13 protein-coding genes are annotated in these 13750 nt (G+C 63.1%); 5 read left to right on the forward strand and 8 right to left on the reverse strand.

Annotated features, from left to right (window positions below):
* Positions 1 to 112: 112 nt before the first annotated feature.
* Entirely contained in the window at positions 113 to 1063 is a 951-nt protein-coding gene (locus EB231_RS12005; RefSeq protein ID WP_172348987.1) for a DUF3137 domain-containing protein, read from the forward strand.
* A 13-nt stretch (positions 1064 to 1076) separates the two neighbouring features.
* Here the strand turns inward: EB231_RS12005 and EB231_RS12010 are convergent, their stop codons facing one another.
* A complete protein-coding gene (locus EB231_RS12010; RefSeq protein ID WP_172348988.1) occupies positions 1077 to 1571 on the reverse strand; it encodes a YegJ family protein in 495 nt (164 codons plus the stop codon).
* A 445-nt stretch (positions 1572 to 2016) separates the two neighbouring features.
* Between EB231_RS12010 and EB231_RS12015 the strand changes: the two genes are divergently transcribed.
* From EB231_RS12015 to EB231_RS12025, 3 genes are all read left to right on the forward strand, one after another.
* Positions 2017 to 2259 (forward strand): DUF1344 domain-containing protein, encoded by a 243-nt coding sequence (locus tag EB231_RS12015; RefSeq protein WP_172348989.1) that lies wholly within the window; start codon positions 2017 to 2019, stop codon positions 2257 to 2259.
* Positions 2260 to 2454: 195 nt separating this feature from the next.
* Positions 2455 to 4101 carry an FAD-binding oxidoreductase gene (locus EB231_RS12020; RefSeq protein WP_172348990.1) on the forward strand — a complete coding sequence of 549 codons (1647 nt, stop codon included), beginning with the start codon at positions 2455 to 2457 and terminating at the stop codon, positions 4099 to 4101.
* 71 nt (positions 4102 to 4172) lie between these two features.
* Positions 4173 to 4796, forward strand: a complete 624-nt coding sequence (locus tag EB231_RS12025) for a hypothetical protein (protein ID WP_172348991.1) — start codon at positions 4173 to 4175, stop codon at positions 4794 to 4796.
* 92 nt (positions 4797 to 4888) lie between these two features.
* Here the strand turns inward: EB231_RS12025 and EB231_RS12030 are convergent, their stop codons facing one another.
* The 4 genes from EB231_RS12030 to EB231_RS12045 all read right to left on the reverse strand — a co-directional run bounded on the left by EB231_RS12030 (position 4889) and on the right by EB231_RS12045 (position 8122).
* Positions 4889 to 5410 carry a hypothetical protein gene (locus EB231_RS12030; RefSeq protein ID WP_172348992.1) on the reverse strand — a complete coding sequence of 174 codons (522 nt, stop codon included), beginning with the start codon at positions 5408 to 5410 and terminating at the stop codon, positions 4889 to 4891.
* A gap of 126 nt (positions 5411 to 5536) precedes the next feature.
* Positions 5537 to 6535, reverse strand: a complete 999-nt coding sequence (locus EB231_RS12035; protein ID WP_172348993.1) for an alpha/beta fold hydrolase — start codon at positions 6533 to 6535, stop codon at positions 5537 to 5539.
* A 15-nt stretch (positions 6536 to 6550) separates the two neighbouring features.
* Positions 6551 to 7681, reverse strand: a complete 1131-nt coding sequence (locus EB231_RS12040; RefSeq protein WP_172348994.1) for a hypothetical protein — start codon at positions 7679 to 7681, stop codon at positions 6551 to 6553.
* Positions 7682 to 7687: 6 nt separating this feature from the next.
* Positions 7688 to 8122 carry a DUF4383 domain-containing protein gene (locus EB231_RS12045; protein ID WP_172348995.1) on the reverse strand — a complete coding sequence of 145 codons (435 nt, stop codon included), beginning with the start codon at positions 8120 to 8122 and terminating at the stop codon, positions 7688 to 7690.
* A gap of 740 nt (positions 8123 to 8862) precedes the next feature.
* Between EB231_RS12045 and EB231_RS12050 the strand changes: the two genes are divergently transcribed.
* Positions 8863 to 9801 carry a diacylglycerol/lipid kinase family protein gene (locus EB231_RS12050; RefSeq protein WP_172352878.1) on the forward strand — a complete coding sequence of 313 codons (939 nt, stop codon included), beginning with the start codon at positions 8863 to 8865 and terminating at the stop codon, positions 9799 to 9801.
* 93 nt (positions 9802 to 9894) lie between these two features.
* On the opposite strand, the gene EB231_RS12055 is transcribed toward EB231_RS12050, so the two are convergent.
* From EB231_RS12055 to EB231_RS12065, 3 genes are read right to left on the reverse strand one after another with little or no spacing between them, the layout of a single operon-like run.
* On the reverse strand, positions 9895 to 10812 hold the full coding sequence (locus tag EB231_RS12055; protein WP_172348996.1) for an NAD(P)-dependent oxidoreductase: 918 nt from the start codon (positions 10810 to 10812) through the stop codon (positions 9895 to 9897).
* Entirely contained in the window at positions 10809 to 12023 is a 1215-nt protein-coding gene (locus EB231_RS12060) for a mandelate racemase/muconate lactonizing enzyme family protein (protein ID WP_172348997.1), read from the reverse strand. Before EB231_RS12060 ends, EB231_RS12055 begins: the two co-directional genes overlap by 4 nt.
* Complete coding sequence (locus EB231_RS12065) at positions 12020 to 13636, reverse strand: GMC family oxidoreductase (protein WP_172348998.1); 1617 nt, start codon at positions 13634 to 13636, stop codon at positions 12020 to 12022. Before EB231_RS12065 ends, EB231_RS12060 begins: the two co-directional genes overlap by 4 nt.
* Positions 13637 to 13750 lie beyond the last annotated feature (114 nt).

The following is a 13750-nucleotide window of genomic DNA, read 5'->3' on the forward strand; positions in this document are numbered from 1 at the left end:
TATTCTACGGGCGAACATTTGTTGGAGAGAGCCTGCAGTCGATACCTCACGCAAAACCAGCTATCATGAACCTGTCGAGGCAGCGGGGGTGGCGGTGGAAACAGCGGATTTCATGCCTGATGAAACTGTCATCGCCGGCATCCGGAAGAATATCGAGGCCTATGAGGCGGCGCGGGCCTCGGCGGTGCGGCAGGTGCGCTGGCGGGTGCCGCTGTTCGTCGGCCTGACATTGGTGGCCGTGGTGGTGATCGCCTGGCTGTTCAACAAGGTCGCCGATCCCAACGAGCAATGGTTCTCGACGCCGCATGTGTTCCTCTATGTCATCGGATTCGCCGCTTCGATCCTGCTCTACTTCCAGGCCATCAAGCCGGCGACGCGGCTGCAGCAATCGTTCCGCGACACGTTGCTGCCGATCATCTTTGGCTTCATCCGCGAGGTGCGTTACCAGCGTGGCGGCAGGCCGAACTCGTTCGACCGGCTGCCGCGCGAGGCGGTCGGGGCTTTCAACCGGCAATCGTTCGACGATGTCGTTTCCGGCCGCTACGAAGAGTTTCCATTCGAGCTTTACGAGGCGGAACTGCGGGAAGGGACCGGCAAGGGCTCATCGACGGCCTTCAAGGGCGTCATCGTCGCCTTCGAGGCTGTCGAGCCGTTCCCGGGAATCCTGGTGGCGACGCGGCGCACCAACGCTGTCGTCGGCTTCTTCCGCGGCCTGTTCGGGTCCAAGCTGCAGGAGCTGTCATCGGGCGAGCCCTTGCTTGATGCCGCCTATGAATTCCGCACCGACAATCTCGAGGCGGCGCGGCCGCTGGTGACCGGTCGGCTGGCGCAGGCGTTGAAATGGCTCGGTGAAACCTGGCCGGACGACCCGGCTCGCGTCGGGCTCAATGGCGGCGACGGTTTCCTGCTGTTGCCGCAAGCGAAGAACTTCTTCGAACTGCCAGAGATTTCGGTGCCGCTCGACTACACCAGGCATGTGGCGCCGATGATCTCCGACATGGGCGCCATGCTGGCGACGGCCGCACTGGTGCGCAAGATCGGGGTGAAGGACGAAGCCAGTTAGCCGGCCGCCACGATCAGCAGTCAAATCCGTATTTGCCGCGCATGTAGTCTGCTTCTTCCTTCGGCATTCTCTTGAACATGACACAGACGGTGAAGCTACCGACCTGCCGTCCGTCGCGGGTGTAGCCCCAATCGGAAACATCGTCCCTGGTGAATTCGATATTCTGGCCGAGGACGACATTGCGAACTTCTTCCGGCTGGTTCGCCAATATGCCGGCAAAGCCGGTTTCGGTGTGCCGGAACGGGATGACCCAGAAGTGCTCGGTAACGTTGCCGTCACGCACCTTGACCTTCAATTTGAACCGCTCGGTGCCGGAGGGAGGCGCTTCGGCAAGGGCCAGGAATTCATCCAGGCTGGCGAGCGCCTGGGCGGTCGCCGCCGTCATTTCAGGATCGCCCGGGGCAAAGGTAATCGTCTTGTCATCGCCTGGATCAGCGCCTTGTGCGCTGGCCAATCCCGGCGCAAGCGCCAGCATCAGAGATATGATGGTTCGGACTGCCAGTCTCATGGCGGCTCCCCCCTCGTCGCAGCGGTTAGAATGATCCTGCATTCATTTCGAATTTGCAACCAATGCGCGAGTGTTAACCCGATTTTTATAGTCCCGGTTGAGCTTATCCATGAAACAAAACTTGTATCAATGGAAGATCGGCAGGGTGTTGCGTGATACAATCCGGGGTGGATTGTGGCGGCTGCGTGATGGCCGCGACGCGCCCGCCCCAATCGGCTAAACGACTCTTTTCGTGGACGAACTGCACGTGTCGAGTTGATCGACGCGGCTGGAAACCGCATCGGGCTCAGGCAATGTGTCAGAATTAAGCCTATGATTTCCTTTGCGAAAATTCACTCAACGTGATTTGCGGCCAGCAGGCTTTCCGGCCCAGTGTCAGTTCGTTCGGTGCTGTCGTTACCCAAGGCGACGGCCCGGAAAACCGAAACAGCACGGAGTACATCCGATGAAAAGAACCCTCGTAACCACCGCCGCTCTGCTCGCGTTCCTCGGCACGGCCTATGCCGCGTCCGTTCAGGGCACCATCCAGGCGGTCGATCCGACGACCAAGTCGATCACGCTCGACGACGGCAAGATCTACCAGCTGTCGCCGGAGGCGAAGATCGGCAAATTGAAGGTCGGCGCCAAGGTGGCGGTAACCGTCGATGACAAGACCGGCATGGTGACGTCGATCAAGAAGGCTTCGTAGAGGCTTCTCCCTTCTCCCCGTTTGCGGGGAGAAGGTGCCGGCAGTTGGATGAGGGGCAGTGCAACCCAGCGAGACTTGCCCCGTAATATCGGAACATCAGCTGCCCTGACGCCGAAGTGGCGCCATGGCTCTGCCCGGCGCCCCTATGGTTTTCGCCAAAGAGCCGCGCTATCCCTTGGGCAACGGGGGATCCGCATGGCTGACGAACAGAAAGGGTTTCGCCTGTCGCGCCGGTTGGTGCTTGGCGCGGCGGTTGTCGGCGGCGCGGTGCTCTGGGGCGGAACCACCATGGCGCGGCTGGCGCGCGGGCCTTCGGGGCCGAAGAATGCCGGGCGCATCGCAGATATCGACGGCATTGCCCTGCCGCTCAAGCCACTGGAGAATGTCCCAGCTTTCGATCCTTCGCTGCCCTGGTCGGTCAGGGGCGGCGACATCAATGATGCCAGCGGGCTGTCGCGCACGCCGGTCTATGGCGTGGTCGAGGTCAGCGAGGAAGATCATATCGCCAAGGCTTTGGCCTTCGCTCGCGCCAACGGGCTGAAAGTATCGCTGGCCGCCATCCGTCATTCGATGGGCGGGCAAGCCTTCGACGACAACGCCCTGGTGCTCGACCTCAGGAAATTCAACAAGGTCACCGTCGACGCGGCGGCCAGGACCATGACCTTGCAGCCGGGCGCGCGCTGGCACGACATCCAGAACCTGCTGAATCCACGCTTCGCGGTGAAGGCGATGCAATCGACCGACATCTTTTCGGTCGGCGGCTCGCTGTCGGTCAACGCGCATGGCATGGACCATCAGGCGGGCTCGGTGGCCGGCTCGATCCGCTCCATGCGGGTGATGCTGGCCGATGGGTCGGTGTCCACGTGCTCGCCGAGCGAGAATACGGACCTGTTCCGCCACGTCGTCGGCGGCTATGGCCTGTTCGGCGTGGTGCTGGAGGCGACGCTCGATATCGTCGACAACGCCGTCTACCGCACCTCGCGCGAAATCATCAGATCCGACGATTTCCCGAAATTCTTCGCCGAGGTGCTGGAGCCGAACAAGGATATCGGCCTGTTCTACGGCCACCTGTCGACGGCACCGGGCAATTTCCTCGAGGACATGATCGTCTATCGCTACGACAAGGTGGCCGACCAGCCGCCGGCCGACCAGCCTGAAATCGGCGAACCGGAGGGCGTCGGGCTGAAGCGGGTGATCATCAATCTGGCGAAATGGGGCAGCGTGTTTCAAGAGCTGAAGTGGTTCACCGAAAAGACGCTGGAGCCGAAGTTCGAAAGCTGCACGGTGGCGCGCACCTCCGCCATGGCGGAAGGGGAGGCCTGCCTCGTCACACGCAACAATCCGATGCACGATTCGGTGCCGTATCTGTTCAACGATTTGACTGACGAAACCGATATCCTGCACGAATATTTTATTCCACGCGCTGCCTATGTCGCGTTCATCAGCGAAGCGCGTGAGATCCTGCGCAACCAGCAACTGCCGGTGCTCAATGCCTCGGTGCGCATCGTCCACAAGGAGGATGTGGCGCTGACCTACGCGCCGGAACCCGCCTATTCGCTGGTGCTCTACATCAACCAGCCCACCGATGCCGACGGCAATGCCAGGATGCGGGCGCTGACACGGGCGCTGATCGATGTGACGATCAAGCATGGCGGGCGCTTCTTCCTGCCCTACCAACTGCATTACACGGCCAGGGAGTTGCTGGCCTCCTATCCCGAACTGCCGGCCTTCCTGGCGGCGAAGCGGCAACATGACCCCACGGAACTGTTTTCCTCGACCTTCTACCGTGCCATCAAGGCGCTGAGCGGGGTGGCGCAGGAAGCAGTTCCAGGAAAAGTGTAAAGCGGTTTTCCCGGGAAACCGCGCAGTGCTTTCCCCAGCGAACTGCTCAGGAATGGAGCAGGAGAACAATCATGCGTATGGCATCAGCGGCGGCCCTCACTCTTATCGCGCTGTGCGCTGGACCGGCAGGGGCCGAGGACCTCAAGGCCTTCAAGCTGACCATCGACGGCGTGGCGGTCGATATCGATCCCGGTGAGAGCACGACCATTACGCTGCCCGGCGGCAAGCAGAGCAAGGTGACGCTCGAGCGCAACGACTTCGCCACCTTTTCCGGCGACAGTTTCTCCTTCGTCCATCCAAGCGGCATTTCGGTGACCAAGACCGATCTCGGCGAAAACATCACGCAATATCTGATGGCCTCGGCGCTGGGCACGATCGTCGTGGTGCAGGAATACGGCAAGATGAACCCTGTGTCGCTCAACCAGCTGATGCTGCAGGAGATGACCAGGGAATCGGTGCAGGCCGGTGCGGAGCTGACGCAGCAGCCGACGACGCGCAAGCTTGCCGACGGAAAGGAACTGACGGGCATCCGCGCCGAGGTGAAGACGCGCACCGACACCGCTCATTTCGAGATCGTCGGCTACGGCCTCGCCGATCAGGGGCTCTTGTTCATCACGCGCGTTGCCGGCGAGGACGCGGCCACCGAACAGCCGCTGATCGACAAGTTCTGGGAGAGCCTGAAGCTGAAGATGTAAGTGGTCAGGCTATTTGTTTTGAAGCAATTCCCAAGGGAAGGCGCTGCGCGCTTTTCCCGGGAAAACGGTTTTACACTTTTCCTGGAATTGCTCTACAGCCCTGTCGGCACCAGGCCGGCCAGCCAGTTCACCGAGCGTTTGGCCGCGTCGGCGGTCGCCGATGCAGCGCGACCGAGATCGGTCTTGACCACCGCATAGCCGTTCTTGGTGCGGTAGAGCACGCCGGTGCCGCCATCGACCACCTGTTCATAGGCGACGGGGCGGGCAGCATCCGCTTCGACGGCCGTCGTCGGCGTGCCGACCGGGACGCTTGGCCGACGGCTCAGTTCCGGCGGCAGCGGGCTTTCGGTGCGAACGACCCTGCTGGCCGGCTTCAGTTCCGGCTGGGATGCAATCGCGGCCAGATGCGAGGAGGACGACGAACCCTTGGCGCGGCAGATGCCGGACACCAGCGGATAGTTAAAGTTGCGCTCGTGCAGGATCTGGCTCTTCATCGCGGCTTCGCATTCGGCGATCGTCGACCATTTGGCCGGCGTCTCGCCGATATATTCGCACAGCCTGGCGTCGCAGTCGCAGCCGACAATGGTCATGGCGACAAGGGCGGTCTTGATCACGGTCTTGTCCCTTCGAGATGCCCGCCCGGGCGCCCATTCAGGGCTTTCAGGCGGCTTGCCCCTTCCATCGCGCGCGAACAAGGCGGGATTTGGCCGCGATTGTGGAATGAGCATGGCGGCGCGTGCCTATTGGGCTGCCGGCAAGGTCCGTTTGAGAAAATTGGCGATCAGCCGCACCACGTCTTGCGGGCGCTCGACCTGGGGGATGTGGTTGACGCCATCGAGAACGGCCAGCTCGGCATGTGGAAACAGCGAGGCGATCTCCTGGCCCTGTGCGAGGGGCGTGGTCGTATCATCTCGCCCCCAGATGACGAGAACCGGAGGCATGAAGGCGCGATAATTCACCCGATTGGCGGCAAGCGATTTCCGCTCGTCATTGTAGAGGCCGCTGAACAGCCAGTGGCCAACGGCATTGGTGGTGCCCTTGACGTTCAAAGGGCGCGTGTAGATCGCAATGCGCTCCGCCGTGACGAGATCGTCATTCTCGATGAATTGGCGCAAACCGAACCCGGTCATGAACGGATTGGTGAAGGTCGAGGCGGCCAGGAGTTGGCGCGGCCAATCCCTGTCGAGCAGGGATGCGAACGGCAAGGCTGGCGCCTCGGTCTGGCCGAGGCCAAGCGCCACGTCGAGCAGGATCAGCGCGTCGATGCGATCCGGGGCCGAGAAAGCGGCCTCGATCACACCGCCGCCACCATAGGAGTGGACACCGACGCTGAAATGGCGAAGGCCGAGCGCGTCGGCGAACCCGAGGACGCGCTTTGCGTGGGCGGCGCGCGAATAGTCCTGGTTGGCTGGTCTTTCGGAATAGCCGAAGGGCGGCATGTCGACCGCGATCACGCGAAAGCCCTGTTCGCCCAGCGGAGCGGCGATATCGCGGTAGGTTTCGGCCCAGGAGACCGTGCCGTGGAACAGAAGCAGCGGCGGCCCGTCCGGCGGACCCCAGACCTGATAGTGCATCTTCAGCCCGTCCACGGTCGCGAACAAGGCTCCCGCCGGTGCCGCTTCCTGCGGCGACAGCGTTTCGCGCAAGGCCGCGGCGCCGCGGAAGCCGACGGGCGCGACAACGATCAGCACGACCAGCGTGAGCGCGAGCCAGCCGACAATGCGGATCAGTCGACGCATGGTGCGGCTGTCGTCTCAGTAGTCGTAAACATGTTCGAGCCTGGCGCCGGCCTTGATCAGCGACGGCAGCACCAGATGCAGCTTGCGCACGGCAACGACCATGCCGGTGCGGCGCGTCGCGGTGTCGGCCGGCAGCGGATAGCTGAACAGGATGCGCATGCCTTCTGGAACGGCGATCGAGTCGGTCGAGAGCATCGTGACCATGATCTCGTCATTGCCGCCGATCTCGACGAAGGAGACACCCTTGTCGATCAGCCGGGGGATCATGTCGGTGAAGACCTGATAGCGCTTGGTGACGAAGATGGTGCCGTCGGCTCCCATGTCGCGTTCCAGCAAGGTGTCGGGCTCGTTGCGGGTGGCTTCGCCGACCGGACCCTTGGCCCAGACGTGGATGTCGAGCAAGGCCGGGTCGGAGGTGGCGGCGAGCGCTTGCCTTATCAGGTCGGCATAGCCCTGCTTGATGGTGTCGGCGAGACCGAAAGCGAGCTTGCGCTCGCTGGTGCGGACGGAGCTGTCTCCCGGCGCCGGCTGCACGGCAAACAGGCCGGCGCGTTTCTCGCCATAGGGAAACTGGTACCACGGCACCTGGTCGAGAAAGCCTGCGTATTCCGCCGCCACCTTGGCCTGGTAGATGTCGGCGGCGGTGCGCTTGGCCGATGTCGCCTCGGTGATGCGGCCGACCGTGTTCTCATAGGCCCATTGCAGGATGTGCTCGATCGAGTGGCTGGTGCCGATGATGACCAGCATCTGATGGTTGGCATAGTTGAACTTGTAGGGAGAACTGGCGCGGATCACCGTGGCGTAGTCCTGCCAGAAGCGGCCGACATAGGACCAGTAGGGAAAGCCGCTCGGCTGGTCCTTGGCGACGAAGCCGGCGTATTCACGCGCGGCGTAGACGATCGCCCATTCCGGATAGGTGAGGAAGGTCGATTCCTCCGGCCGCTGGTAGCCGGGGATTTCAGCGCGGACCTTGTCGGCCAGCGCCTTGGGTGGCGCGCCGTCGGCAATACCGGGCAGCGGCGTCTTGTCGAGCGATGGCGTCGTCAGAAAGCCATAGGTGAGCCCCGCGATCGGGACCAGGATGACGATGACGATCAGCCAGAGGATCGTCTTGATGAGGCGCTTCAGCCAGCGGAACACGAGCATGGCCGGTCAGGCCGTGGCGAAGTGGTCGTGTATGCGCTTCGACAGCCAGAAACCGACATAGACGGCGAAGCCGCCTATGACGATGTGCGGCAGGTTGGCGAAGAAGCGGGCAGGGAATTCGATATCGTTGAGGGAGCGGAAGCCGTTGATGAAGATGCCGGCATCGAGGCAGCCGGAACCGGTGATCAGTCCGAGCACACCGTCGAACAGATAGACCGAGCCGAACAGCTTGAAATAGAATACCGCTTGGCGATGCGAGATGAAGGCAGCGGCCAGCGCCCAGACGCCCGAGAAGGCGTGCAGCAGGTCATCGTACCATTGCAGCGAAAACAGGCCGAACAGATTGCCGTTGGCGTCGTTGAACGCCGGTATGTAGCCGACGGCGACGACGGCGAAGAACAGGAAGGCATAGCCAACGGCAAGCTTCTGGATGAGCGTCATGAAGTCTCCCCCTTCTACGAGCTCGTTTTTCAAACGGACCCTGACGACATCGAACGTTAGCCGATTTTGCCGCCGGTTGCAGCCCCAGCCGAAAACACCGTAAAAATTGTGGGAGATAGATTTCAAAGACGGTCGGCGCCGGGATTTCTCCCAGCGCCTCCCTGTCAGATCAGGACACGGTCGCGGCAGCAACTTCCGTAAAGTCGTCGCGCCATGCCGGCCTTGATTTTGACGGTCCTGCCAGCCACCACCCGAAGGCGGCGTCCGTTCCAGACCACGCCGGTCTTGGCCCTTGCAGGCCTTGCCCTGCGTGCCATCGAAGGTTTTTGCCGTCCTTCATGGCAGCATCGGTCCGCCGTCGGCGTTGGCACGCTTTCCGCGGCCCCGTAGGTCTCGGCTACCGTCCCTCAAAACAGGCAAGCCTGCTCTCGCTCCGGGCCGTACGGGCCTCAGGAAATCCGCCTTTCACTTCCGCCTTTCGGCTTGGCGATCGGTAGCCGCCTGAGATGGGTTTAACGTACGCCGGGTAAGTGTCTCGGGGAATGGCCATGGGCCTGTGGATAGCGGGATTATCGGGGACCGTTTGCCACAAGCCCGGAATTTCGGCGCCGGCTGCCTTAGACAGCCTGCCCCGCTTTTTAGGGCTCCGACCGACAGCGCCCCTTGCTCCGCCGACGGGCACGGGCTTCAATGCCGGCAAACGACCGGACATGCATGTTCGGCGCCGGGGAGGGCGCGTGTTGAAAGTCGGGGTGGTTCTCAATCCGATAGCCGGTGGCGGCCGGCTGAAACGGCATTGGCCTGAGGTTGCCGCCTCGCTGAAAAAGCATTTTGGCGATTTCGAGCTGCGCGAGACGCAGGCCGAGGGCGATGCCGAACGGCTGGCCATCGACCTCGCGGCCAGCGGTTACGAACTGGTGATCGCGGCGGGCGGTGACGGCACAGCCAGCGAAGTGGCCGACGGGCTGCTGCAGGCATTTGAGGAGAGCGGTAGGATGACCGAGCTCGGCCTGCTGCCATGCGGCACTGGCATCGATTTCGCGCGCGGGCTCGGCCTGCCGAAGGCGGTGGACGCGACCTTGAAGCGGATCGCCGAGGCAGAGGGACGTAAGATCGATGCTGGCCGTATCTGCTACATCGACGACCATGGTGCGCTGGCCAGCCGCCACTTCATCAACATCGCCGGCCTTGGTCTGTCAGGCGCTACCGACCGCGCCGTCAATGCCGACAAGCGCAAGGGCAAGATGTCGGCCAAGACGCTGTTCCTGTGGCGCACCGTGGTCGAGTTCGTCCGCTACCGCTTCCAGGATGTCCGGATCACGGTCGACGACGGCACGCCTGTCGAAGCGCGCATGGCGCTGGTGGCGGTGGCAAACGGAAAGTTCTTCGGCGGCGGCATGATGATCGCGCCCGATGCCGAGCTGACCGACGGGCAGTTCGACATCGTCATCCTGCGCGCGGCGGGCAAGCTGAAGCTGATCTGGGACATCAGGCTGCTCTATGGCGGCCGGCATCGCAACCATCCGGCAATCACGATCCTGCGCGGCAAGAAAGTGGTTGTCGAACCGCTGGGTGATGTGGAAAAGAACGGCGCGTTGGTCGACATAGACGGTGAGTCGCCCGGGCGCATACCGGCAACCTTCGAGATCCTGCCCGGGGCGCTGACGCTCAGATATTGAATCAAGGCGTTGCCAGATTGATTCAAGTCTTTTCGAAACTGAATCCGGCTATCGATTCAAGCTAATGAAATCGCTTGGTTTTCTGGCTGCGGCTCAGATTTCCAATTTGGCCGGGAAACCGGGCGCGCGCAGGTCGGTACCGACGGCATCCTCAAGCAATTTGACGATCTGGGTCGACCAGGCACCGCCGCCATAGGTTTCCTTGCCCTGCTGAAAAATCGCGTTGACGCGTGACGCCAGCTCGAGCGGCACGCCGAAATCCTTGCCCATGCCCAGCGCGAAGCCAAGGTCCTTCAGCGCCAGGTCCATGGTGAAGCCGATGTCGTAGGAGCCGTTGAGGACGAGCTGGCTTTCGGTCTCGTGGACGAAGCTGTTGCCGGAGGAGGCAACGATGGCGTGATAGGACTGGGCGAGGTCGAGCCCGCCCCGCTTGGCCAGCATCAGCGCTTCACCGGCGGCGACGAGATGGATGAAGGCCAGCATGTTGGTGATGACCTTGATCACCGCCGCCGAGCCAATCGGTCCCATCAGGAAGGAGCGCGCGCACATCGCCTCGATCGCCGCGCGATGGCGTTCGTAGAGCGCGGCATCACCGCCGACCAGCGCGGTGATTTTTCCAACCGCCGCCAGATGCACGCCGCCGGTGACCGGGCACTCCAGCGTCTCGACGCCTCTGGCGGAGGCGAGGGCGGCAAGCCGCACGATCTCGTCGCGGCCATTGGTCGACATCTCGATCCAGGTGCCGCCTGAAGGCAGGCCTTCGAGCAATCCGCCTGGGCCGGCCAGCACTGCTTCGCTGACCTTTGGCGAGGGCAGGCAAGAGATGGCGTTGCCGGCGCGGGCGGCCGCTTCCGCGGGACTGCTCGCGGCGGTGGCGCCGAGCGCAACGAGGCGCTCGACCGCCGCTGGGTCGCGGTCGAAGACCGTGACCGCAAAGCCGTTGCGGATCAGGCTGGCGGCAAGGTTGCCGCCGAGATGGCCGAGGCCGATGAAGGCGTAGCTTTCGCTCATGGCATCAGCGGCGTCTGCATCATCTGCAGATGCAGGTCCTTGCCAGTGTAGGGATGGGCGTCGCAGACCGCTTCGTTGAGCTCGACGCCCAGCCCCGGTTCCTTCGACGGGATGACATTGCCGTCCTGCCACTCGATCTTCTTCTTGAGCAGCGTCGCGTGGAAACCGTCCCACTGCTTCAGCGATTCCAGGATCAGGAAGTTGGGCAGCGTCACCGCCAGCTGAATGTTGGCGGCACCGACGATCGGCCCGCAATAGCAGTGCGGCGCGACCTGGATGTGATAGGCCTCGGCCATGGCGGCGATCTTCTTGGTTTCGAGAATGCCGCCGGAGCGGCCAAGATCCGGCTGCAGGATGGTCGCGGCGCGGTTCTCAATGACGCGGGCGAATTCGAACTTGGTCGTCAGCCGCTCGCCGGTGGCGATCGGGATCGAGGTCGCGCGGGCTACTTGCGCCATGACCTCCGGCATGTCGGGCGGCACCGGTTCCTCGAACCACAGTGGATCATAGGGCTCGATGGCGCGGGCCATGCGCAGCGCGCCGGAAGCGGTGAATTGGCCGTGCGTGCCGAAGAGGATGTCGGCGCGGTTTCCGACCGCCTCTCGGATCGCCTTGATCATGCGGGTGGAGACATCGATGTCGAGCAGGCGCGGCTGGTGGCCGTCGAAAGCGGTGTAGGGACCGGCCGGGTCGAGCTTGACGGCATTGAACCCCTGCTCGACATATTCGAGCGCGCAGGCGGCCGCCATTTCAGGGTCGTTGTATACGTTCCTGCCGTCCGGCGCGTCCTCGGAATGGACGCTGCCGGTGTGCGGGTAGAGATAGGTGTAGGAACGCAGCGTCTCATGCACCTGGCCGCCGAGCAGCTTGTAGACCGGCTTGCCGGCTTCCTTGCCGACGATGTCCCAGCAGGCCATTTCAAGTGCCGAGAAACAGCCCATGCCGGTCACGTCAGGACGCTGGGTAAAGCCGGACGAATAGGCGCGGCGGAAGAAGTTCTCGATGTCGTGCGGATCGTGGCCGATCAGATAGCGTTCGGCCATGTCCTCGACCAGCTTGGCGGTGACATGAGCGGAGAAGGTAGCGTTGTAGGCCTCGCCATAACCGACCACGCCGCCGTCGGTGGTCAGCTTGACGAAGATGAAATACTTGCCGCCGATGCCGGGCGGGGGGTTGCCGACAACCCAGGTCTTGACGTCGGTGATCTTCATTTTTGGTCCTCCAGAACCAGTTCGGCGCCTTTCCATCCGGTCATGACCGAGGCGGCGTTGGTGTTGCCGGTGATGTTGTCGGGAAAGATCGAGGCGTCGATGACGCGCAGGCCTTCGAGCCCATGCACCTTGAGGCGCGGATCGACGACGGAGCGCGAGGGATCAGGCCCCATGCGGCAGGTCGAAACCGGGTGATAGACGGTGCCTGAGCGTTTCCTGAAATCCGTGATCAGGTCGGCGTCCGACTGGATCGACGGGCCGGGCAGGACTTCTTCTTGGATGATTTCCGCCATCGCCGGCATCGAGGCGATCTTGCGCACGAACTTCACCGCCGCCAGCATCTCCTCGACGTCGGCATTGGTGGAATAGGCGTTGGCGACGATCCTTGGGTATTCCAGCGGATTGCTGGAGCGGATCATGATCTCGCCCCGGCTCGACGGACGGCAGTTGGACAGGCCGATGGAGAAGCCCGGCCAGGGGTCAGGCGTCAGGATCGGCCGCTCGCCGCTCTTCGGGATGACGGTCGAGAACGCCTGGAAATAAAGCTGCATGTTGGGGCGCGTAAATGCCGGGTCGGTGCGGAAGAAGCCGCCGCCATGGTTCATCGACAGCGACAGCGGCCCGGAACGGGTCAGGATGTACTGCATGCCGACCAGCAGCTTGCCCCACCAGGGGCGCAGGATCTGGTTCAGTGTCGGCACATTGCCCTTGAAGGTGTAGTTGATGCCGACATGGTCCTGCAGATTGGCACCGACATTCTCGTTGGCATGGACGACCGGGATGTCCAGCCCCTTGAGCAAAGCCGCCGGACCGATGCCTGAAAGCTGCATGAGCTGCGGCGAGTTGATCGAGCCGGCGGAAAGGATGACTTCGCGGCCGGCGCGGGCCGTCTTCGTCCGACCGTTCTGCAAATACTCGATGCCAACGGCGCGCTTGCCCTCGAACAGGATGCGGCTCGCCAGCGCATTGGTTTCGACGCGGACGTTTGCGCGCTTCATGGCCGGGCGCAGGAAGGCGCGGGCGGCGGACATGCGGCGGCCGTTCCTGGTCGAGATCTGGTAGGTGCCGACGCCTTCCTGGGCAGCACCATTGAAATCGGGGTTGAGCGGCAGGCCGGCCTGCTGCCCGGCGGCGAGATAGCGCTTGGTCAGCGGGTGGACGGCGTTCGTCGTGTTGCTGATATGCAGGGGGCCGCCGGTACCGCGCCATCTGTCGGCGCCCGCCTCATTGTCCTCGAGCGCCTTGAAGGCGGGCAACAGATCGTCATAACCCCAGCCGGGATTGCCGGCGGCGCGCCAGTCGTCGAAATCCTCGCGCGCGCCGCGGATCCAGACCATGGCGTTGATCGAGCTCGACCCGCCGAGCAGCTTGCCGCGGGGCCAGTGGTCGACATTGCCGCCGAGGCCTGGGTCAGCCTCGGTCTTGTAGTTCCAGTTGACGGCGGGATCGAAGAAGGTCTTGCCGTAGCCAAGCGGCATCTGCACGTAGAAGCGGCGGTCCGTGCCGCCGGCCTCCAGCACCAGCACCGAGAAACGGCCCGAGGCCGAGAGTTTGTCGGCGAGCACCGAGCCGGCCGAGCCGGAGCCGACGATGATGAAGTCAAAAGTCTGCATGATGGAAATGGGTGGCTCCGGAAAACTGGCCGCAGCCTAGACGCGACGGGTTCGCCGCGTCGCCGCGCCTTCCGGCATGCGTTGTGAAAAAAGCGACTGGCATGCCGGGTCGAG

This window comes from Mesorhizobium sp. NZP2298, from assembly GCF_013170825.1.
In the GTDB taxonomy this organism is placed as follows: Bacteria; Pseudomonadota; Alphaproteobacteria; order Rhizobiales; family Rhizobiaceae; genus Mesorhizobium.